This is a genomic window from Corynebacterium evansiae, from assembly GCF_027570065.1.
Lineage (GTDB): Bacteria > Actinomycetota > Actinomycetes > Mycobacteriales > Mycobacteriaceae > Corynebacterium > Corynebacterium evansiae.
Genome location: NZ_JAKMUT010000005.1, coordinates 125093 through 146018, shown reverse-complemented (window position 1 = coordinate 146018; position 20926 = coordinate 125093). Strand labels below are relative to the sequence as shown.

Annotated in this window: 19 protein-coding genes; 11 read left to right on the top strand and 8 right to left on the bottom strand. The window is 64.4% G+C overall.

Going from position 1 to position 20926, the window contains the following annotated elements:
• The first annotated feature begins 2 nt into the window (after positions 1 to 2).
• The 8 genes from L8V00_RS06900 (at position 3) to L8V00_RS06865 (ending at position 8304) form a co-directional block, all read left to right on the top strand.
• A complete protein-coding gene (locus L8V00_RS06900; protein ID WP_051901675.1) occupies positions 3 to 212 on the top strand; it encodes a hypothetical protein in 210 nt (69 codons plus the stop codon).
• A 244-nt stretch (positions 213 to 456) separates the two neighbouring features.
• Positions 457 to 1257 carry a phosphoadenylyl-sulfate reductase gene (locus L8V00_RS06895; protein WP_269944588.1) on the top strand — a complete coding sequence of 267 codons (801 nt, stop codon included), beginning with the start codon at positions 457 to 459 and terminating at the stop codon, positions 1255 to 1257.
• Positions 1254 to 2168 carry a sulfate adenylyltransferase subunit CysD gene (gene cysD, locus L8V00_RS06890; protein ID WP_269944587.1) on the top strand — a complete coding sequence of 305 codons (915 nt, stop codon included), beginning with the start codon at positions 1254 to 1256 and terminating at the stop codon, positions 2166 to 2168. Before L8V00_RS06895 ends, cysD begins: the two co-directional genes overlap by 4 nt.
• Positions 2168 to 3427: a sulfate adenylyltransferase subunit 1 gene (locus L8V00_RS06885; RefSeq protein WP_269944586.1), complete on the top strand. Its 1260-nt coding sequence runs from the start codon at positions 2168 to 2170 to the stop codon at positions 3425 to 3427. The genes cysD and L8V00_RS06885 overlap by 1 nt, the downstream gene beginning before the upstream one ends.
• Position 3428: 1 nt before the next feature.
• Positions 3429 to 4238 (top strand): sirohydrochlorin chelatase, encoded by an 810-nt coding sequence (locus L8V00_RS06880; RefSeq protein ID WP_269944585.1) that lies wholly within the window; start codon positions 3429 to 3431, stop codon positions 4236 to 4238.
• A 72-nt stretch (positions 4239 to 4310) separates the two neighbouring features.
• Positions 4311 to 5324, top strand: coding sequence for a sulfite exporter TauE/SafE family protein (locus L8V00_RS06875; protein ID WP_269944584.1), 1014 nt, complete (start codon positions 4311 to 4313; stop codon positions 5322 to 5324).
• Between the two features lie 102 nt (positions 5325 to 5426).
• Entirely contained in the window at positions 5427 to 6971 is a 1545-nt protein-coding gene (gene pta / locus L8V00_RS06870) for a phosphate acetyltransferase (protein ID WP_420840048.1), read from the top strand.
• A 121-nt stretch (positions 6972 to 7092) separates the two neighbouring features.
• Positions 7093 to 8304, top strand: coding sequence for an acetate kinase (locus L8V00_RS06865; RefSeq protein ID WP_269944582.1), 1212 nt, complete (start codon positions 7093 to 7095; stop codon positions 8302 to 8304).
• Positions 8305 to 8825: 521 nt separating this feature from the next.
• Here L8V00_RS06865 and L8V00_RS06860 read toward each other — a convergent pair.
• The 3 genes from L8V00_RS06860 to L8V00_RS06850 are packed head-to-tail and all read right to left on the bottom strand — an operon-like array spanning position 8826 to position 13892.
• Positions 8826 to 11405 (bottom strand): serine/threonine protein kinase, encoded by a 2580-nt coding sequence (locus L8V00_RS06860; RefSeq protein ID WP_269944581.1) that lies wholly within the window; start codon positions 11403 to 11405, stop codon positions 8826 to 8828.
• A complete protein-coding gene (locus tag L8V00_RS06855) occupies positions 11395 to 12480 on the bottom strand; it encodes a transporter substrate-binding domain-containing protein (protein WP_239316328.1) in 1086 nt (361 codons plus the stop codon). Before L8V00_RS06855 ends, L8V00_RS06860 begins: the two co-directional genes overlap by 11 nt.
• Complete coding sequence (locus tag L8V00_RS06850; protein ID WP_035004767.1) at positions 12480 to 13892, bottom strand: hypothetical protein; 1413 nt, start codon at positions 13890 to 13892, stop codon at positions 12480 to 12482. The genes L8V00_RS06855 and L8V00_RS06850 overlap by 1 nt, the downstream gene beginning before the upstream one ends.
• A 76-nt stretch (positions 13893 to 13968) precedes the next feature.
• On the opposite strand from L8V00_RS06850, the gene L8V00_RS06845 reads away from it, so the two are divergent.
• Both L8V00_RS06845 and L8V00_RS06840 read left to right on the top strand, forming a co-directional pair.
• A complete protein-coding gene (locus L8V00_RS06845; RefSeq protein WP_269944580.1) occupies positions 13969 to 15060 on the top strand; it encodes an ABC transporter ATP-binding protein in 1092 nt (363 codons plus the stop codon).
• Complete coding sequence (locus L8V00_RS06840; protein ID WP_035004763.1) at positions 15060 to 15872, top strand: ABC transporter permease; 813 nt, start codon at positions 15060 to 15062, stop codon at positions 15870 to 15872. The genes L8V00_RS06845 and L8V00_RS06840 overlap by 1 nt, the downstream gene beginning before the upstream one ends.
• Positions 15873 to 15964: 92 nt before the next feature.
• Here the strand turns inward: L8V00_RS06840 and L8V00_RS06835 are convergent, their stop codons facing one another.
• The 5 genes from L8V00_RS06835 to L8V00_RS06815 all read right to left on the bottom strand — a co-directional run bounded on the left by L8V00_RS06835 (position 15965) and on the right by L8V00_RS06815 (position 20672).
• Positions 15965 to 16507, bottom strand: a complete 543-nt coding sequence (locus tag L8V00_RS06835; RefSeq protein WP_035004760.1) for a MarR family winged helix-turn-helix transcriptional regulator — start codon at positions 16505 to 16507, stop codon at positions 15965 to 15967.
• Between the two features lie 166 nt (positions 16508 to 16673).
• Positions 16674 to 18185 carry a cardiolipin synthase gene (gene cls / locus L8V00_RS06830; protein ID WP_035004758.1) on the bottom strand — a complete coding sequence of 504 codons (1512 nt, stop codon included), beginning with the start codon at positions 18183 to 18185 and terminating at the stop codon, positions 16674 to 16676.
• Between the two features lie 3 nt (positions 18186 to 18188).
• The gene (locus tag L8V00_RS06825; protein WP_269944579.1) at positions 18189 to 18989 is read right to left on the bottom strand and encodes an exodeoxyribonuclease III; all 801 of its coding nucleotides are present in this window, start codon (positions 18987 to 18989) and stop codon (positions 18189 to 18191) included.
• Positions 18990 to 19000: 11 nt separating this feature from the next.
• Complete coding sequence (locus L8V00_RS06820; protein ID WP_269944578.1) at positions 19001 to 20098, bottom strand: N-acetylglutamate synthase, CG3035 family; 1098 nt, start codon at positions 20096 to 20098, stop codon at positions 19001 to 19003.
• Complete coding sequence (locus L8V00_RS06815) at positions 20091 to 20672, bottom strand: peptide deformylase (RefSeq protein WP_035004751.1); 582 nt, start codon at positions 20670 to 20672, stop codon at positions 20091 to 20093. The genes L8V00_RS06820 and L8V00_RS06815 overlap by 8 nt, the downstream gene beginning before the upstream one ends.
• A gap of 25 nt (positions 20673 to 20697) precedes the next feature.
• Between L8V00_RS06815 and L8V00_RS06810 the strand changes: the two genes are divergently transcribed.
• Positions 20698 to 20910 (top strand): DUF3263 domain-containing protein, encoded by a 213-nt coding sequence (locus tag L8V00_RS06810; RefSeq protein ID WP_269944577.1) that lies wholly within the window; start codon positions 20698 to 20700, stop codon positions 20908 to 20910.
• The last annotated feature ends 16 nt before the right edge of the window (positions 20911 to 20926 follow it).

The following is a 20926-nucleotide window of genomic DNA, read 5'->3' as shown; positions in this document are numbered from 1 at the left end:
CGATGAGTGTTCCAGATAAAGACTCTCTGCCGAGCGTGAACGAGCGGGTCGGTGGCCGTGTGGGGCACCCCAATGCCCGTCGCGCAACGGTGAACAACTGCCCCTACTGCATGTCCCAGAACCTGTTCCCGGACGCGGAGACCGACAACGCCTGGCAGTGCCGCGAGTGTATGCGGGTTTTCTCCGTCAAGTTCCACGGACAGCTGTTGTAGCTGACCTTTTATTGACGCCCCTTCGCCCCCACCCCTAAGGGGCCATTCGTGGCCTTTGTGCAGGTCGCGACGGTGGGGCGTCACAAAGAATCTTGAACCCGGTTGTAGGAATGGACAGATTGGTCTATTGTGGTGGAAACCAGAGCAGACCGATCGGTCTGTCTGGGGAATAGCCAAGAGTTCCCCCGAGTTCTTAAGAAGCACACTTCGACAAACCAAACATCAACCCCGAGAAGAGGAGCTCATGAGCCTGGTAGATGCGACCGGCCTGCTCGGCGGGAATTCGGATGACTTCCGAGACCCAGCCGAGAGTCCGCAGGGCGCGCCGACCAAGACCACACCGCTGAGCGACGAAGAGAGAGCCGCTAACGAGCAGCTCGTCGCTGAGTGGAACGACAAGCTAGAAGGCGCCAGCGCTGAAGAGATCATGGAATGGGTAGCCGAGCACGTGCCCGGCAAGGTTGCCGTGACCATGTCCATGCAGGACACCGTCCTGGCCGAGCTGGCGGAAGGACGCCTGGCGGAAGACCGCGCGGAGCTGGTCTTCCTGGACACCGGCTACCACTTCGCCGAAACGCTCGAGACCCGTGACAAGGTCCAACAGCGCTACAACCTGCCGCTGGAAAACATCACTCCGGTCCTCAGCCGCGAGGAGCAGGACAAGGTCTACGGCCCGCGCCTTTACTCCCGCGACAACACCGCCTGCTGCCGCATGCGCAAGGTCGAGCCGCTGGCGCGGATGCTGAACCCCTTCAACGCCTGGATCACCGGCGTGCGCCGCGTGGATAACGCCCTGCGCGCCAACACCCCGGTGCTGGACGTGGACCGCACCGGCCGGCTGAAGATCAACCCCATCGTCGCCTGGAGCGACGAGGACGTGGAGACGTATATCAACGACCACGACCTGATCATCAACCCCCTGACCAAGCAGGGCTACCCGTCGATCGGCTGCGAAACCTGCACCCTGCCGGTCGCCGAAGGACAGGACCCCCGATCCGGCCGCTGGGCCGACTCTAACAAGACAGAATGCGGACTTCACACATGAGCAATGAAAACACCACCGCCCTCTCGCCGCACCTGGCGAGCCTCGAGGCGGAAGCAATCGAGATCCTGCGCGAAGTAGCAGGCCAGTTTGACCGCCCCGCGCTGCTGTTTTCCGGCGGCAAGGATTCCGTCGTGGTCCTGGAGCTGGCGAAGCGCGCCTTCCACCCCGCACCAGTTCCTTTCGAGTTGGTGCACGTGGATACCGGCCACAACTTCCCGGAGGTCATCGCGTTCCGCGACAAGATCGCCGCGGATCCGAAGGTAACCCTGCACGTCGCCGCCGTCCAGGACTGGATCGACAGCGGTGCCATCCAGGAGCGCCCGGACGGCACCCGCAACCCGCTGCAGACCGTGCCGCTGGTGGAGACCATCCAGAATCGCGGTTACGACGCGGTGCTGGGCGGCGCCCGCCGCGACGAGGAGAAGGCCCGCGCCAAGGAGCGCGTGTTTTCCGTGCGCGATAGCTTCGGCGGCTGGAACCCGCGCCGCCAGCGCCCCGAACTGTGGGGCCTGTACAACGGCCGCCACCAGGTGGGCGAGAACATCCGCGTGTTCCCGATCTCCAACTGGACCGAGGCCGACGTGTGGGACTACATCCGCGACCGCAACGTCGAGGTCCCGGCGATCTACTACTCCCACCAGCGCGAGGTCTTCAACCGCAACGGCATGTGGCTAACCCCGGGCGAGTGGGGTGGCCCGAAGGAAGGCGAGGAGCTGGTCGAGAAGACCGTGCGTTACCGCACCGTCGGCGACATGAGCTGCACCGGCGCCGTCCTTTCCACCGCCACGACCATCGAGGACGTGATCGACGAAATCCGCCAGTCCACCACCACCGAGCGCGGCGCCACCCGTGCCGACGACAAGCTCAGTGAGTCCTCCATGGAGGATCGCAAGAAGGAAGGTTACTTCTGATGTCCACCAACCTGCCGACCCTCCGCCTGTGCACCGCCGGCTCCGTCGACGACGGCAAGTCCACCTTCGTGGGCCGCCTGCTGCACGATACGAAGTCCATCCTGGCCGACCAGTATGAGTCCGTAGAGCGCGTCTCCAATGCCAAGGGCCTGGAGAACCCGGACCTGTCGCTGCTGGTCGATGGCCTGCGCGCCGAGCGCGAGCAGGGCATCACCATCGACGTGGCCTACCGTTACTTCGCCACCGACAAGCGCAGCTTCATCCTGGCCGACACTCCGGGGCACGTGCAGTACACGCGCAACACCGTCACTGGCCTGTCCACCTCGGAGCTCGTCATTGTTCTGGTTGACGCCCGCAATGGCGTGATCGAGCAGACCCGTCGCCACCTGACCGTGGCGGCGATGATGAAGATCTCCCACGTGATCGTGGCCGTCAATAAGATCGACGCGGTCGATTTCAGCGAGCAGGTCTTCAACGACGTGAAGGCCGACGTGGACGCGCTGGTCTCCGAGCTGGGCCTGGCGCACGTCGACGTGATCCCGACCTCCGCGCTGCTGGGCGACAATGTCGTCGCGCGCAGCCAGAACACTCCCTGGTACACGGGCCCGTCCGTGCTGGAGATCCTGGAGACCACCGAGCCGGCGAAGAACATCGCCGATGTAGAGCGCGGCCTGCGCTTCCCGATCCAGATCGTCATCCGCGACCACGCCACCGACTACCGCGGCTACGCCGGCCGCATTACCGCGGGCAAGGTGTCCGTCGGCGATAAGGTGCTGGCCGATGGCCGCGAGGCGATCATCGAGGGCATCGACGGCCCGGCAGGAGAGCAGCAGACCGCCACCCGCGGCGAGTCCGTCTCCCTGCGCCTGGACCGCGATATTGACCTCTCCCGTGGGGACATCATTGCCGCCGCGGATCTGCCGGAGCCGCAGCAGTCCTTCACCGCGACGGTCTTCCACCTGTCCGAGTCCCCGGTGCGCCTGCGTAGCAATGTGCTGGTGCGCTACGGCGCCGCGCTGGTGCGCGGCCGCGTGGACGAGGTCATCCGCCGCGTGGACATCTCCGGCCGCAACCGCAGCGAGGAGGAGATTGCCCACGGTGGCGCCGACGAGCTGGCCCTCAACGACATCGCGGAGGTGCGCGTGACGGTGGCCGAGCCGCTGCCCGTCGAAACCTACCGCCGCGGTGGTCGCGTCGGTTCGCTGCTGCTGATCAACCCAGGTAGTGGCGACACCCTGACCGCAGGTCTGGTGAACTAGCATGACCCGGCCGGCACCCATCATCTGCTTGGCGCATGGATCCCGCCACCCGCAGGCGGACCAGGCGGTTTTCGAGATCGCCGAGCGCATTTCCGAGAGCACTGGGCTGCCGGCCTTCGCCGCTTTCCTGGACTTTCACCCCGCCACCCTCACGACGGTCGCCCACCGCGTCGTCGCGGCGGGCTACTCGGAGGCGGTGGTGGTTCCTTTGCTGTTCACGCAGGCTTTCCACGCTCGCTTCGACGTTCCTGCCGCGATCGCCGAGGCCGTTGAGTCTATTGACGCCACCTCGTCCGCCGGCCTGACCCTCCACCTCACGGACGGGTTGGGAACCGGTGCGGACATGGAGGAGCTGGTCGCCGACTTCACGGCCCAGTACCTCGCGGAAAGTGTGAACTCTGGCACCGCGGGCGGCGCGAGCGCTGAAAACGCCGTACGAACTGGCACCGCGAGCGCTGATGCCGTGGCTGGCAGCATCGACAAGCTCGCGCTGTACTCCGTGGGCTCCAGCCAGCCGGGCGCGAACGAGGCCGTCGCCGAGTTCGCCGGCCGCGTTGGCGCCCGCCTGAACATGCGCAGCACCCGCGCCTTCGTCGCCACCGGGGACAACCCGGGCCGGGACACGGAGGCGCTGCTGGAGTTCGCAGACGAACGCACCGTCACCGTCCCGCTGTTCGTCAGCCCCGGCCTGCTCTGGGACAAAGCCAAGATCCGAATGCCAAACGGCCGGAAGTGTACGCGCCACCTCGGTGACGCTATCGCCCCGGTCGTCATCAACCGCGCCTGTCGCGCCCTGCAACAAGCGCACTAGCCCTTCTAGCCCCTCACAACAAGTTTTTCCCTCACGGAAAGCCCCCACACAGACAGCAAGGACTAACCCCTCATGAAGATCTTGATTTTTGCCCTCGTCGGCGTGGCCGCCCAGTTGGTCGACGGCGCGCTGGGCATGGCATTCGGCATCACCGCAACCACTCTGCTGATTTTCTCCGGCCTGGGCCCCGCCCACGCCTCCGCCGCCATTCACCTCGCGGAGGTTGGCACCACGCTGTTCTCCGGCCTGTCGCACTGGCGGCTGAAGAACGTCCACTGGCCGACCGTCCTGGCTCTCGGCGTACCGGGCGCCATCGGCGCGTTCACGGGTGCCTATGTGCTCAGTAACCTCTCCACCGAGGCAGCCGAGCCAGTTGTGTCCACCCTGCTCGTGCTCCTCGGAGCCTATGTGCTGGTGCGCAGCGTGGCCGTGCCGTGGAAGAAGAATGAAAACACCCAGCCGGTATCCACCACCCGCCGCTCCCGCTTCGGCCTGGCAGGCCTGGGCCTGGCCGGTGGCTTCCTGGATGCCTCCGGCGGGGGCGGCTGGGGACCTGTAACCACCTCCACCCTGATGAGCGTGGGCAAGGCCGAACCGCGCCGCATCATCGGCACGGTAAACACCGCCGAGTTCCTGGTCGCAATCTCCGCCACCGCCGGCTTCGTCGCAGGCATGGGCTCGGAATTGGCGGAAAACTGGCAGCCAGTCGTCGGCCTGCTGGTCGGCGGAGCCATTGCCGCCCCGATCGCCGCTTGGATCGTAACCATTATGAAGCCAGAAGTACTTGGCGGCGTGGTCGGCGGCCTGCTGATGCTGCTGAACTCCAGCCGCCTGGTGAACTACTTCGGCTTCCTCGGCGTGGTCGCCGTCATCTTGATCGGCCTCGCAGTGATCGTCGCCCTCGTCGTCGTCCGCAAGCGCTCCCTGCTGGAACGCTCCCTGACCGGCGACGATGCACCGGAAGACCCCCAGCAAGCCGCCGTGGACAGCGATGCGGAGTCCGCCGAGGGGCGGGCAAGTGGGCGTCAATACGAAGAAGAAAGAACGAACGTACAACAGCGCGAGAAAGAGCGCGCCAGGGGGTAGGGCGAGGGCGAACCTTCCGTGCGTGCCTCGCTAGTACGGGGCTGCCAAGGCACAATGGAAGTGAAGTGGAACTCCATTGAGGAAGGTATGTGAGCTGTGTCTATCGCGTCGTCTATCGCGCCCCAAGGAACTGGCACGAACGCCGTCATCTCGCCGATAGCGAGCGCCGCCGCGCGCCGCTCCGACATCTTGGACGCCCTGGGGGAGGCAGAGGCAGTCGACATCTTCGACACCATCCGCCCCTCCGCGCCCGACTTCGCCGCCGCCCTCGACGCGGCCTACGACGCTAAGGTCGGCGCCGGAGCCGCTGCCGGTGCTGGCGCCGTACTGCTAGGTACCGGAGAGATCACCTTCGACTCGCGCCTCGCCGCCGCCGCGGGCGCCTCCCACTACCTGCTCGCTGGCAGCCCAGCCGACGCCACGGCGCTGCAGTTGGCCTCCGGGCAGCTCGTGCGCTCGGGCCGCAAGCCCGCCGGTATTTCTTTTATTGACGCCACCGCCTCCGCAGCTGCCGCCGCAGCCAACGCTGTCGAGGCGGAAGGGCAGGCGATTCGCCACATCGCGCTGGAAGGCATCGCGGAGGCAGCAGCCGGCGGGGCTGATGCTGGTGCGGGGGCTGGCGGGGCTGGGAGTGCCGCGGGGGCGAGCGCGGCGAAGGAGCCCGTGATCGGCCCCGAGCTGTTCGAGCGCAACCTGCTGATCAAGGCTCGCGAAAAGAACGCGCACATCGTGCTGCCGGAAGGCGAGGACGACCGCATCCTCACCGCCGCCGACCAGCTGCTGCGTGCCAAGGTGTGCCGGCTGACCATCCTGGGCAATCCGGATGAGATTGCCGGCCGTGCCAAGGAGCTGGGGCTGGATCTTTCCGGTGCCACGCTGACCGACCCAACCGAGGGCAACCAGTTGGAGGAGTTCGCCGCCGAGTTCGCCGAGCTACGCAAGCACAAGGGCATCACCCTGGAGCAGGCGCGCGAGACCATGCAGGACATCAGTTACTACGCGACGATGATGGTCCACAAGGGAATCGCCGACGGTATGGTCTCCGGCGCGGCCCACACGACCGCGCACACCATTAAGCCCTCGTTCCAGATCATCAAGACCGCGCCGGGTTCGTCGGTGGTTAGCTCCATCTTCCTGATGGTCATGGACGGCGTGCTGTGGGCATTCGGCGATTGCGCCGTGAACCCGAACCCCACCCCCGACCAGCTGGCGGAGATCGCCGCCGTGTCCGCGCAGACTGCCTCGCAGTTCGGCATCGAGCCGAAGGTGGCGATGCTGAGCTACTCCACCGGCACCTCCGGCGCGGGCGCGGACGTGGAGGCTGTGGCCGCCGCCGTGAAGAAGGCCCAGGAGAACAACCCAGACCTGCCACTCGACGGGCCGCTGCAGTTCGACGCCGCAGTGGTGGAATCCGTCGGCCAGAAGAAGCTGCCGGGCTCTGACGTGGCCGGGCAGGCAACCGTGTTCGTGTTCCCGGACCTGAACTGCGGAAACATCACCTACAAGGCGGTCCAGCGCACCGCCGATGCGCTGGCCGTGGGGCCGATCCTGCAAGGCCTGAACAAGCCGGTGAATGACCTCTCGCGTGGCGCGACCGTGCCGGACATCGTGAACACCGTGGCGATTACGGCAATCCAGGCCAACTAGCCGGAAGGCCGGCGGCCGTGGCGCGGGCCGAGAGTGTGCAGGCGCTGACCGGCGGAAGCCAAACCGCCGGCCGAGCGGCAAACGGCACCAACAGAAGAAGAGAAAAGAACAGAGAAGAAAAGTGACCAAGTACGTACTCGTCCTCAACTCGGGCTCCAGCTCTATCAAGTTCCAAGTCCTCGACCCGGAAGCAAACGCGACGGCGGACCCATTCGTCTCCGGCATTGTCGAGAAGATCGGTGAGAAGAAGGGGCACATCCAGATTCAGACGGAAACGTCGAAGATGGAAGACAATCGCCCTATCCTCAGCCACTCTGTTGGCCTAGAACGCGCCTTCGGCATGATGACGCTACTGGGCGTCGGACCCCAAGACCTAGACCTGGTAGCAGCAGGGCACCGCGTGGTCCACGGTGGCGCGACGTTCACAGAGCCCGTGCTCATCGACGACGAGGTGATCGAGCAGCTCAAGGAGCTCATCCCGCTGGCGCCGCTGCACAACCCCGCCAACATCGACGGCATCGAGAATGCCCGCGCGTTGCTGGAGCACGTGCCGCACGTGGCCGTGTTCGACACCGCGTTCTTCTCCACGCTGCCGGAGCATGCGGCGAACTATGCCATCAAGAAGGACATCGCCGACGAGTACAACATCCGCCGCTACGGCTTCCACGGCACCAGCCACGAGTACGTGTCCTCCAAGGTGCCGGACCTGCTGGGCAAGCCCGCCGAGGAGGTCAACCAGATCACCCTGCACCTGGGCAACGGTGCTTCGGCCGCCGCGATCCGTGGCGGGGTGGCTGTTGATACGACGATGGGATTGACGCCACTCGCCGGCCTGGTGATGGGCACCCGTTCCGGCGACATTGACCCAGGCATTATTTTCCACCTGGCGCGCTCCGGCGGGATGACGGTGGATCAGGCGGATAAGCTGCTGAACCGCGAGTCCGGTCTGAAGGGCATGGCTGGCGTGAACGACTTCCGCGAGCTGAAGGCCTTGATCGAGGACGGCGATGAGAATGCGCAGCTGGCTTACGACGTGTACATCCACGCGCTGCGCCGCTTCATTGGCTCTTACATGCTGATCCTCGGTGGCGTGGATGCGATTGTGTTCACCGCGGGCGTGGGCGAGAACGCGGTGCAGGTGCGCCGCGATGCCATGGCTGACCTGCAGAACTTTGGTATTGAGATTGACGAGGCGCGGAATGAGAACTCCGAGGGGATCGTCGGCGCGCGGGAGATCTCTACGGACGATTCCAAGGTGAAGGTGTTCGTGGTTCCGACGAATGAGGAGCTGGCGATCGCGCGCCAGGCGACGGAGCTGGCCGAGCAGCGGTAGGGCCTGCTTGGCCGAGCGGCGGTAGGGGTTTCCTCCAGCTGGCATTGGCCGGTGAGGGCTGACCTGGCCAAAGCAGCGGTAGGGGTTTGCCGGGGCGCTGGGTTGCTCTGGCTGCCCCTGCTGGGGACGAAATGTCGTTAGAACGGGAATGCGTGCCTCGTTGGGTGAAAATGCAGGATTGCCTGTGGCATTTAGGGCTCCGCTGGGGACGAAATGTCGTTAGAACGGGAATACGTTAATGCAGATAGTTTTCATTAATGTAAAGGCGCAGGTCAGGAGCTTGCGCTTCGCGAGATCTGTTCTTGCGCCTCCACGGATTCCCGTTCTAGCGACATTTGCCGTTCTGGGGGCGCACGGATTCCCGTTCTAGCGACATTTGCCGTTCTGGGGGCGCACGGATTCCCGCTCTAGCGACATTTGCCACTCAGGGGAGGGGGAGTGCGGGGCGTGACGTGGGATCCAGGTGCGCAGCTTGGATGAGAAGGCAGTTGCGCAGCTGGAATGGGAGGGCAGGTGCGCAGCTAGAACCAGGTGCGGGGGCGGATCTGGTTGGCCATGTCCACCAAGTCGTAGCGGTGGCGGGCAAAAGGAGCCTGGCGGGCCAACTGACGCAGGCTTTTCTCCAAGCCGGTGCGCAGGCCACGCTCGGTAAATTGCACGTCGAACAGGGGAGCCGCAGCTGCCTTCCGGTTGACCTGAGAACCTACGTTTGCCCTGTTCACGGCACTGCGCTTGCGCTTGCCCTTGGACTTGCGGGAGCCGCGGCCAGCGCCAGTACCGCCAGCTCCGGTAACCGAGCTGCCGGCACCAGCGACACCAGCGACACCAGCAGCACTGCCACCAGTTCCAACTCCGGCAATCCCCGCACCGCCGTCCGGGCCGTCGTTAGCGCCACGCAGCCAATTCAGACCCGCGCTCAGCACTGCGATGCGAACTTGCGGCAGGCGCGGCTCGTTAGTCGGTAGCGTCTCCAAACGTCTAGCCGCACGGCGGATGCGGGACTCGGTGAGGCTGTTGGCGTCAGAAATAAGCAACAAGATAGACGTCAACCGTGCCAGACGATTGTGCCGCGAGGCCTGCGGCAGCCGGTCCAACGCAGCCACCGCCGAATCGACCATACCCTCCGCGCGCAGCTGCCTGGCCAGGCCAAACGCGCTGGAAACAGTGGACTGGTTCGTAGCCCACACCAACCCGTAAAGGCGCATGGCGTGGAAGCGCAGGGAAACCGGATCCAGCGTGACGTGCTCCCAGCTGGGCACCCCGGTGTAATCCTTAACTGGCAACTTCTGCGCATAAGCCAGGGCAGAAGCGGCGCGGGAGACGTGCTCGCTCAGCAGCTTCGTAGAGTTCACGCCCTGTTGCTGCAGCAACAGCTCGTCGGTGGCGGCCAGCGCCAGCTTCGGGGCGGGCTCACCAGGCAGAATGTACAGCACCCGGTTGAAGAACTTCTGCGCGTCCGCGAACTGCCCCGTCAGCAGCGCCGCCACCCCGGAGTGCCACTGGAAGCGCCAGTCTTTCTCCAACCGCGGCTTCAGCTCGTCCAGCAGATTGTGGGCCTCGCGCGTCTGGCCCACGTCCAGCAGCGCACGCACCATCGTCAGCGGAATCTCCACGGAGTGCTTCAGCTCCGGCTGGGCATAAGCAGCGCGCAGGGTATCCAGCAGGTCCCCGGCCTCGGTGAAGCTGGTGGCGGAAAGCAGGCCATACCCCGGGTCCTGCGAATCGGCCAGCGGGGTGGGAAGGGCGCTGACAACCTCCGGCACGGAGATCTCCACGGAGCGCACCACGCCGTCGACCAGCTGGTCGGTGCGGAACACAATGTGCTTGGTGCCGAACGTACTACGCTGCGCGGTGAACCGGGTGTAGAGGTGCGGGTAGTGGCGGCCGTCGCGGATAGCCAGGATCTCCCGCAGCACGCCGATCAGCTGGTTAGCCATGGCGGTGGCGGAGCTAAAGCGCGCCTCCGGATCCTCGTCCGTGGCCCGCAGCAACAGGCGGTACAGGGACAGATACTCGCGGAACAGCGGTTCTTCGTCTGGGGTGGGCAGCCTCGAGGCATACACTCCGTTTTCCACCGGCAGGTTCACGATCAGTGCGGCCAGGGTGCGGCCGACGGTGTAGATGTCGCTGGCCACGGTCGGTCCGGTCTTGGCAATCTCCGGGGCCTGGAAACCCTTGGTGCCGAAGATGTGCCCGAACGCGCCGATGCCTGTCACCGCACCCAGGTCGATCAGCTTCACCTGGTCCTCGGTGATCAGGATGTTGTCCGGCTTCAGGTCGTTGTAGACCACGCCGCGGGAGTGCAGGTAGTCCAGTGCGGGCAGGATCTCCAGGATGTAGCCAATCGCCACGTCCAGATCCAGCACCCCGGCCGACAGCTTCCGCCGCTGCCCGCGCAGCGATGGCCCGCCGACGTACTCCATCACGATGAAGCCGCCGGGGGAGCGTGGGTCGTCGATGAAGTTGAAAATCTTCACGATTCCCGGGTGCGTGATGTCCGCCAGGAACGCCCGCTCGGATTCCGCGACCGCGCGTTCTTGCTCGTTTTCCGTGGCCATCATGCCTTTGAGCACCACGTAGCGGTCGGCGACGTTGTGGTCGATGGCGATGTACACCCAGCCCAGACCGCCGTGCGCGATGGGGCCGAGGATCTCGTACTGGCCTGCGATGATGTCGCCGGCCTTCAGTGTCGGTGCTTCCACGCCTTTCTCGATCGCTGCGCTGGGGTCAATGACTGCGTCTTCCGGGTTCGTCGGCGGGATGAACGGAAGTTGCACCATGCCGTCGGCCACGGAGGCGCCGGAGCGGTGCGTGCCGCGCCTCTTGCGGAACGTCGATAGCGCCTCGATGCGCGAGCGCTCGCCGGAGTCCACGGCGTTCGCCGGGTTACCCACGGGTTCGGTGTGCTGCACCGTCGCGTCTGTGTCTTCGTCGTCGGCGAAAGGGTCGAATTCTACGGCCTCGGTGTGTTCTTCTGGTTCGCTGTCGGCGAAGGGGTCGAATTCTACGGCTTCGGTGTGTTCTTCTGGTTCGCTGTCGGCGAAGGGGTCGAATTCTACGGCCTCGGTGCGCTCTTCCGGTTCGCTGTCGTTATTCTGCATTACCGTTCGCCTCCCTTCGCCGGATCTTGTTGAGTTCCTTCGTCTCTTCCTCGGTGCGGTACTTAATCGGTAGTGATGACGCCGGCCCTAAGTAGTCCGCCAGCCACGTGTCATAGAGGTTCCTCCACGTTCCGTCGCGCCGAATCCTCTCCATGGTGGAGTTCACCTGCATCACCAGCCCGGTCGTATGCTTTGGGAATCCCGGCGGGGAGATCGCCACCGAGTAGTAGCTCGTCTCCGGCGCGTCGGCCACCAGGGTTGTGTAGGGATCCTGGGCTCGCAGGCCGGTGAGGATCGCGTCATCCGTATAGATCGCATCGGCCTGGAAGCGCTGCATGGCCATGAGGCAATCAGTCCATGCCTGCGTCAGCAGCAGCCGCCCCACGTCGTATTGCTTGATGCGCACCGCGGAGGTCGAGTCGCGCGTCACGCACACTGTCTTATTCTGCAGGTCGTCGAAGCTTTGGATCTGCGAGTCGCTCAACACCAGCAGGCGCGAATGAACCTGCAGGTAGGGGATGGAAAACTCCAGTTTCGATTGGCGGGAAAGCGTCGGCGACATTGTGCGCACCACGATGTCCACGTCGCCGCTCTTGAGCGCCTCTGCGCGTTCGCGGCTTTCTACGTAGCGGAACTCGATTCTGTTCGGGTCGCCGAAAATGTCGCGTGCGATCTCGCGCGCCAGGTCCACTTCGAAGCCCGCGACGTCGCCGGAGACCGGGTCGCGGAAGCCTAGCCGGTTCAGGGATTGGGCCACGCCAACCACCAGACGACCCCGGCGCATGATTTGCGGCACGCGCTCCTTCGGCTCGCGGGTATCCGGCTTGATAGAGCCAAACGGCTCTTCGTCGCCAGTGTTGTCGATGTTTTCATTCGAATCCGATGCGGCGTCACCGTCACTAGGAACCTCGTCGGGCTGTACATACGTCGCGCCGTAGGGCAGATCGTCGCTGGAATTGTGCTGTACGGAAGGCCATTCCGGCAGGCTGGGGTTTTCCGTGGCGCAGGCCGAGGTGAGGGCGATGGCCGCGACCGTCAGCGCGGCGACTACAGGCTTGAACGCTTGCTTTCTCATTAGAGGAACTCCTGCAGTCGGGGCCTAGTGCCAAAGAAGACGCACAGTGCGGAGAGCACTGTCAGGGCCAGTACGAGGTTGGTCACGCGGCCGGCGGCGGTGCGGCCTTCCACCAGGATGTCGCGCAGTTCTTCGCGGGTGCTGCTGATGAGCTCCTGCATTTCGTTGTCCACGACGGTGTAGTCGGACGTATCTTCATCGGCGGCGCGCAGGTCTTTCTTTCCATCCTGCTTTTCCTCGCTGACCTTCGTGTCCAGCGCCGCGGCCAGCGCTTCGGTGTAACGGCCATTCTTCAGCTCGGAGACCATCTTCGCGTGCGATTCGTCCCACGAGCGCAGCGCTTCCCGGGCGGTATCGATGCGCTCGGGGTGGCTCACTTGGTTGCGCAGGCCTTCCAGCTTGCTGTCGATGTCCGCCATGGCATCCGAGAACTCCTGCTGGCGATCTTCGCCGTAGTCGCGCTGAATCAGCCCCAGCGCTTCCTGGGTGCGCGACTGCTGCACCGAGATGCGCACTGCCGTGAGCTGCTCGAGTGGTCGCACGGTGCCTTGCACGTCTTGGTTACCCGCGTGCCACGTCAGGGCAGCGCTTATTGACGCCCATACGAGGGCGAATAGCATAAGCCCAGTAGCCGCCACATATCCCAGGTTGAGGCGCCTATTGGTCAATGCTGCGAGCCAGAATTGGGCTATCACCAGCATGATGATCGCCGCCACGATGCCGGACAGTGGGAACCACAGGGGAGCGGAGAGTTTCGCCTGCTGGGTGGAGACCTCCTCTGAGGTGCGGGAGTAGAGCTCCTGGGCGGCCGGCAGCATCGTGTCCTGCATCAGCGTGGAGGCCTGGGCCAGGTAGGAGGCGCCGACGGGGTTGCGCAGACGGTCGTGGGTTTGCGCGTTGGACATCAGCTTCACGTACTCCGGCATGGAGTTCTGGATCTGCAGTACCAGTTCCATTTCCCGGGACTCGATGTTGTCGATGCCGCTGGTGGCGCGGATCAGGGAGGTCGAGGCGCTGGACATTGCTGCGTCGTAGTCCCGGGTGGCGGCGTCGGTGGTGGACTTGCGCAGGAAGCTGGTGGTGGCCACGGAATCGGCCACGGAAAGGGAGTTGAAGAGTTCCTGCGCCGCATCCGATAGCGGCTCGGTTTGGCTGACCAAGGTGTTCAGCTGCGCCTGGCGGTTCTGCGAGCTGTAGACCATTGCCCCGCCCGCGGCGAGAATGGCCAAAACCAGGATCGTCGAGACGATGGTGAGTAGGCCGGGGGAGGTGGAGGCGAACTTCAGGAACCGGCGCGGGGCTTCGAGCGCCGGGTTCACAAACCCCTTGAACGAGCTGCCTCGACCGGTGGGGTGCTCATCGCTGTCCATCCACCGGTCTGCCTCGAACGCAGTCACTGGGGGCATAGCCATAAAGTATATACAGCCTAAGTAATTGTGTGCCCACAAAGTCTGCTTAAACTCCCCTTATTGTGGCAGACTAGAACGCATGATTACGGTCAGTTCCCTAACCAAAGCCTATAAAGGCAACACGGTAGTCAACGATTTGAATTTTGAGGTCTCACCCGGAATCGTCACCGGGTTCTTGGGGCCCAACGGTGCCGGCAAGTCCACCACGATGCGAATGATCGTGGGGCTGGATGAGCCGACCAAGGGAACTGCCCGCATTGATGGCAAGGCATATGCCGAGTACAAGCGCCCGCTGGAGAAGGTCGGCACGCTGCTGGATGCCAAGTGGGTCCACCCCAACCGCAGCGCCGCGGCACACCTGCGCTGGGTCGCCGCTGCCAACGGATTCTCTAAAAAGCGCGTGGATGAAGTCCTGGGCATCGTGGGCTTAAGCGATGTGGCGGGCCGCAAGGCCGGCAAGTTCTCCCTGGGCATGGGGCAGCGCCTGGGCCTGGCCTGCGCGCTGCTGGGCGACCCGGAGGTGCTGATCCTGGACGAGCCCGTGAACGGCCTGGACCCGGAGGGCATCCGCTGGGTGCGCGATTTCGTTCGGGCCCTGGCGCGGGAGGGCCGCACCGTGCTGATCAGTTCTCACCTGCTCAGCGAGATGGCGCAGACCGCCGACCACCTGATCGTTATCGGTAAGGGGCGCCTGGTGGCCAACCAGAGCACCCACGAGTTTATTAAGTCCACTTCCGAGGTATCCACCGTCGTGCGCACCGACCACCTTGCGGAGATGAAGGCCGCGCTGACGGAGGAGTCGGTGGCGTTCCAGGAGGGGAAGGATCTGGACGGCCGCGCGACGCTCACCATCCCGCAGCAGGAAAGCGACTGGATCGGTGCCCTGGCTTATAGCTACGGCCTACGCCTGCGCGAGCTGTCGGAGAAGCGCCCGAGCTTGGAGGACGCATACCTGCGCATGACCCAGGAGCACGTGGAGTACCACGCCAGTGTCGAGGCCGACAAGGCTGAGGCCAAGCCCGGCAAGACTGAGGCGGCGGAAAAGGCCACTCCCAAGGCAGCGCCGGAAGAGGCGGAACCCGCAGGTGGGCGTCATAAAGAAAAGAGCGCTAAAGAAAGCAGCGAGGCAACCGGCAACGCCGTGCGCGTGCAGAAGGAAGGGGACAAGTAATGGTGAACCTGATCAAATCGGAGCTGATTAAGCTCCGCAGCACCAAAGCCCTGTGGTGGACTTCCGGGTTGATCCTGTTCTTCTCGCTCGGCTTCGCGCTGCTTAACGGTGGCATGACCGGCTCGCTGCTGACGAGCGAGGAGGCGCAGAAGGACCCAGAGCTGTACATGTCCGTCGTCGCGGGCGTCGGCGCTGACATGGGCCTAAGCGGTTTCCTCTCCTTCGGCATGATGATCGTGATGATCCAGGCCGTGATGCTGGTGACCACCGAATACGGCGCGAACACCAGCAAGACCACCCTGCTGGCCACCCCGACTCGCTGGCAGGTGCCGATCGCAAAGTTCCTGGTCTACGGCGTGATCGCCTCGATCCTCGCGTTGATCTCCAACGTGGTGGGCACGGTTCTCGCCAAGTGGTCGCTCGGCTGGAATCTGGAGGATGAAGAGCTGCTGGGCAAGGTCGGCCTCGGCGCCGATGGCCTGTGGGAGCAGATCGGGCGTATCGAGCTGTACCTGCTGCTGACCATCGCCGCCGCCATCGGCGTGGGTTACCTAGTCCGCAACACCGCCGGCGGCATCGCAATCATGCTGCTGTGGAACCTGGTGATCGAGGGCACGCTGGTACAGCTGGTGCCGAAGGTCCGCGACTGGCTGCCGCCGTACATGCCGTTCACCAACGCTGAGGCATATGTCGGCATGCGGGACCTCGACAAGGCGCCGTGGGGCCAGACGGGCTCGATCCTGTACTTCGCCGCCTGGTGTCTGGTGCTTTTCATCGTCGGCGTAGTGACGCTGAAGAAGCGGGACGCTTAAGCGCTTTTCTTAGTGACGCCCCCTTCGCCCCACCGGCCTTGAGATGCCAGGTGGGGCGTTTTAGCTTTGGGGCTGGTGTGAGTCTTCCGGGGCTAGTCCGGGTTGCGCTGCAGATCGTCGACGAGGGACTCCGCAGCCAGGGAGAGGTTCCGCAGGGCGGGCACGCCACGGCGCAGCTTTGCGATGTCGCGCGCATCCATTCGGTCGGTGGCCTTCGTAATGATGAGCGCCCACTCGTCGGTGATGGAGTTCATCATGTCTACGCCCTCGTCCGTGAGATACAGATCCTGGGCTCGCTTATCCTCCGGGTTGGCCTGGCGGCGGATCAGCCCGCCGTTGATGAGGCGGCGCACGGTCGCCGAGACGTTAGAGGCGCGGAGGAAGCGCAGGCGGGCGACGTCCGACACACCGCATCCCGGGTGTTGGGAGATGAACTGCAGAACCTCGATCTCCGACTGGGAGATCTCCAGCGACTGGTTGGGGCGCTCCATCAGGCGGCGGGTGGCGGAAAGAAAGTCATACACTGCCGTGGCGATCTCTGCGACGTCGATCTCCGGCAGGATTTCGGGTGCCTTACGGCCGCGTACCGGGGGGTGGGAAGGCGTCTGCGGCGACTTCTGGGGTGACGGGGTCATCGGGCGAAACTTTCTTTTTGTGTGCGTATGTAAGTAACTTGTGATTCACCCTATATGACGGCAAAAGTGCTATTGCACTAATCGGCGATAATGAAAACAATCAATTCGCCAACACGGCGTGTTACTGCAGCGTTAGTGCAGTACTACTGCAGCGCGCTACTGTGCGCTACTGCAGCGCGCTCGTCAGGCGCGCGACGTTATCCACATACTGCTTGTACAGCGGGCGGGTGCTCCACTGCTCGGCGGTCAAAAGGGCGGAGCGTTGCCGGTAGTCATCGGTCAGGGAGCGCAGCGCATCCAGCAGCTCGCCCTTGCCGACCATCAGCGAAATCTCGTAGTTCAGGCCGAAGCTGCGCATATCCATGTTGGAGCTGCCCATCACGGCTATCTCGCCGTCGGCGATGGCGAACTTAGAGTGCAGGACCTTCGGGTAGGGGTACAGGTACATGTGCACCCCGGCTTTCAGCAGCTCCGAGTAGTACGAGGCCTGCGCGTGGCCCACCATCGGCTGGTCCGACTTCTCGGATACGTACAGCTCCACCCGAACTCCGCGGTAGCAGGCGGTGGTCACGGCTTCCATGAGGGACTCATCGGGGATGAAATACGGGCTAATCAGCTTGAGCGTGTGCTTGGCGTGGTGCGCTATGGAGGTAAACAGACGCAGGTTCGGCTCCGTGGTGAAGCCGGGGCCGGAGGGCACGATCTGCATGATGTCCGCGCCGGTATCTTGGTCGTGCGTATCCAGCCACTGCTTGGCATCGGTGGGGTTGATGAGGTCCAGTTCCTCGTTGGTTTCGGTGAACCAGTCCACGGCGAACACCGAGTTGATGGTGCTGACGATGGGGCCAGTTAGCTCCGCCATCACGTCCACCCATTCGCGGCCGATCTTGTGGTTCTTCGGCTTCTGGTACGGGGCCTCGATCATGTTCTGCGAGCCCATGAAGGCCACCCGGCCGTCCACGACCACCAGCTTGCGGTGGTTGCGCAGATCGGGGCGGCGGAAGCGCCACTTGAACGGCTGCAGAGGCAGCATGACCTGCCAGTCCACGCCCATGGCCTGCAGCCTCTTACCCAGCTTCTTGTTGCCCTTGTACTTGTGCGCGCCGATGTGGTCCCACAGCACGCGCACGGTCACTCCGCGTTGCGCGGCCCGGCCGAGTGCTTCGAAGAAGGGCTCGGTCGTATCGTCCCAGGCCATGATGTAAATTTCGACGTTTACGTAGTCTTCGGCCGAGTCGATCGCGCGGGTCATCGCGGCGATCGATTCCTCGTAGTCCGAATGCAGGGCCTGCATGGTGCCGTTCACGGCGGGCAGTGCGGTGAGCTCCCGGTTGAGTCGCACCAGCGAACGTAGCTCGTCGCTGAGCTCGCTGCCCTCGGGGACGTCGGGCTCGTCGGCGCTCATCGTGCGGATCAGTTCGTTCGCCTGGTTCTGGATGCGGTGGCGCCGCCGGTTGATCGCTGGCGATCCCATCAGCAGGAATAGGAAGATGCCAATGAAGGGGATCAGGAAGATAGCGAGTAGCCAGGCCATGGCGGACGTTGGGCGTCGTTCCTTAGGAACCCAGCCCAGCGCAAAGATCTTCAGCGCGTAGTCCAGAACGACCAGTGTGACCTGCCACCACTGCAAATCGTCCGTGAACTCGCTAAACAGGCCGAGGAGGTCGGGGAAGGGCATGGGTTAGGCCTCGCCATCCACGCTGTAGTCCACGATCACCGGCGCGTGGTCGGAGGCGCCCTTGCCCTTGCGCTCATCGCGGTCCACACGCGCGGCGGTGGGAGTGATTCCGCGGGCATACTGCAGATCGATGCGCATGCCTTCGCCCTTCTGGAAGCGCATGGCCTGGTAGTCCCAGTAGGTGTATTCGTCGGCGATCAGGTCCGTTGCGGCGGTCATTCCCGCGTCCTCCAGGGCACGCAACCGGGCGCGTTCGTTGGGAGTCACGTGCGTGCGGCCGTCGAAGAAGCTGCGATCCCACACGTCCTCGTCGCGCGGGGCGATGTTGTAGTCACCGACCAGGCACAGCTTCTCGCTGCTCTTTCTTTGGGACGCCCCCACGCCCGAACCCGCCGCATACGCCGCGAGGGCGTCCAGCCACCGCAGCTTATAGGAGTAGTGCGGATCCGCGATCTCGCGGCCGTTCGGAACGTACAGGCTCCATACCTCCACGTCGCCACAGGTTGCGCCGATGGCGCGGGCTTCCAGCGCCTGTTCGGCATCCAGGTCCTTGTTGAAGCCGGGCTGGCCGAAGTCGGTTTGCACGTCCGCCAGGCCCACGCGCGACAGGATGGCTACGCCATTAAAGCTGTGCAGCCCGAAGTGGGCCTGCTCGTAGCCCGTGTCAGTGAAGTCGGGGAACTGCTTGTCCGTGCATTTGGTCTCCTGCAGGCACAGCACGTCCACGTCGCTGCGCTGCAAAAACTCGCGCACCCGCTCCTCGCGGGTGCGTACGGAGTTGATGTTCCAGGTGGCGATGCGCATGGTTAAGCATTCTAGCGCGTGCGCAGACTACGGCTGCGGTGGTGTTCGCTGAAACCCAGCTTGTGGTACAGCGCCTTTCCGGCGGTGTTGGAATCGATAACGTCCAGGTAGGCGCGCTCCGCGCCGTTGTCCGCGCCCCAGCTAAGCAGGTGTTGGCACAGGAGGGTACCCAGGCCGCGGCGGCGAAACTCCGGGGCCACGGCCACGGCGGAGTAACCCAGCCAACCGTCGGTGATGGTGGCGCGGGTGATGGCCGCGAGTTGGCCATCGACGGTGAGGCGGGCGAAGCCCAGCTGGCCGTCGATGCGGTGGCACAGCAGGTCCAGGGCCTTCTTCGGCAGGGGTTGGCCGCGGAACTTGTACATGGAGAACCAGTCGGCATCCGGGGTCTCGTCGACGGCCAGCTCGATCTGCGTGTCGGCCAGGGATGGGTCCAGCGCGTCGGTCTGGGACGTGTCCAGAGCCGGAGTCGGAGCCTGCGGCGAGCCTTGCGGCGAGTCTTGCGCCGAGAGCCGCGCCGAGTCGCCGAGCTCCTTGCTCATCACCAGGATCTCCGGGCCGCGTTCGCCCGGCAGGTGTTCGGCGGGTCGGCCGATCCGGTCGGGGATCATCAGTTGGCAGGGCAGGTCGTGGGAGCGGTAGAACTCCTCCAGCTGCGCCAGCGGAACCTCCTGCAATCCGGCACTCGGCCCGATGGGCACGGCGGAGTTACTGCGCTCGGTGATGCCATCGCCCGCGCGCGCCAGCCACCCGCCGATCATCTGGTTTTCGATGCCGGGGAAGGCCGCGGCCTTGGCGGCTTCGAGGGCGCGGATGTCGCTATTGCGCAGTGGCTTGGCGCTGAGGGTCTTCAGCACCACAACGTCCTCGTCGGCGATCACAAGGTCGTCCACCTGCAGCGGGCTTATGTTGCGCAGCACGCCGATCGCGTCGGTGACGGAGCCTGCCCCGTGGCCGGAAGCGGCATCGCCCGGCACACGGTAGCGCACGACCACTCGCGTGCCCGGGCGGATACTCACGGGGTCGGTGCGGCGGCTGATGGGGAACCCGAAGCCCTCCACGCGCCGGGCACCTGCGTGGGCGGCGGAGAACGTCGTGTCTTTATTCATGCCCGAAAGGATCCTCGTCCACGCCGGGGGTCCAGGTGTTGCCCGCGTGATCCCAGCCCTCGGCCTTGATGGCCTTCTTGGACTTGCGCTTCCACCGGCCGATCAGGGTGTCGGTGTACAGGAAGCCATCCAGGTGGCCGACCTCGTGCTGCAGGCAGCGGGCGAAGAAGCCGGTGCCTTCGACGGTGACCTCCTCACCGTTTTCGTCCAGGCCGGTTACCCGTGCCCAGTCCGCGCGTCCGGTGGGGAAGGAGTAGCCGGGGACGGACAGGCAGCCTTCCTCGTCTTCCTCCTCGTCCGGCATGGTCTCCGGGATCTCGCTGGTCTCGAGCACGGGGTTGATCACGCAGCCGCGGCGCATCTCACCGCGCTCGGTATCGGGGCAGTCGTAGACGAAGAAGCGCTTGTTTACGCCCACCTGGTTGGCTGCCAGCCCCACGCCGTTGGCGGCGGAGAGCGTTTCGTACATGTCCGCGATCAGTGGGGCGAGGTCAGCGATCTCGCTGGGATCCACCTTGGTGGTGGGGTTGTGCAGTACAGGGTCGCCACAGATGACGATAGGCATGATGGTCATAACAGACAGTCTAGAATCTAGTTCCATGTTGTCAGACCGAGAGATCGCCATTTTGGAGTTCGAGCGCCGCTGGTGGCGGGATGCCAGCGCGAAGAATGAGCACATCCGCGGCGAGTTTGGGGTGGATCCGGTCCGCTACTTCCAGCAGCTCAACCGTCTGATCGAGCGCCCGGAGGCGCTGGACTTCGACCCCGTCCTGGTACGCATGCTGTTGCGTCGCCGTGATGATGAGTTCTGACGAGACTAGTGATGAA